The organism is Flammeovirga aprica JL-4 (genome assembly GCF_012844305.1).
In the GTDB taxonomy this organism is placed as follows: Bacteria; Bacteroidota; Bacteroidia; order Cytophagales; family Flammeovirgaceae; genus Flammeovirga; species Flammeovirga aprica.
Map to the genome: position 1 here is coordinate 1 of NZ_JABANE010000345.1, position 734 is coordinate 734.

The window sequence follows — 734 nt, forward strand, 5'->3', positions numbered from 1 at the left end:
GTAGCCCAGCATGGTAGGGTTCAGGGCTTTCTTCAGGTAGTCCTTACGCTGGGACTCTTGGAGGCCGTAAGCCTTCACGTGGGCCTGCATCGCAAAGTAAGTCCCGGCGATACCCAGAGACAACACGTGGGTCAACGCCATGTCGATAGCTCGGTTGTTCTTGTAGCCCTCGTAGAAGGACCGGATGAACTTAGCGTTGAGTGACTTGATGGTGAAGTTCTTGAACTGCATAGCCATCTTGACACCAGCACCGTACGCCTTGGAATCCTGCTGGGATACCTTGTGAGGTCTCAACATGGTCTCGTCGGCAACCTTATCGGCAAGACGCCACAGGTCCATCGCTCGTGGGTCCTGACTGAACGCTTTCTTGTCCTTAATGGTGAACTGACCGTTAGCATCACGAGTCGCATGGTCAACAAAGAGTTGCTTGATTCCCTTCCACTGCTCAGGACTGATTGAAGCAGCCTTGAGGAAGTTCTCTTTGCCGAACTTGGAGCCTTTGCCGCCTAGGGCCGCACCAGCCACATCACCTAGCACACCTTGACGCGCAGTGTCCAGAATGTAGTTGGCCGTACCGTTCAACATCTTGGTCCAAGGGGAACGAGCTGACAGCTCCTGAGTGCCAAACTTAATGGTACCAATGACTGACGCCACTGCTCCACTGGTATCGGAAGCCTCACGGATTCTCTGCACGATGTCCTCACGGCCCGGACGGATTAACTGGTCGAGTTCCT

General features: G+C 54.2%; 1 protein-coding gene. It reads right to left on the minus strand.

The features are described 5' to 3' along the window. Positions 1 to 734 (minus strand): hypothetical protein (locus HHU12_RS34285; RefSeq protein WP_205960092.1); only part of this gene is annotated, 734 nt, incomplete at both ends.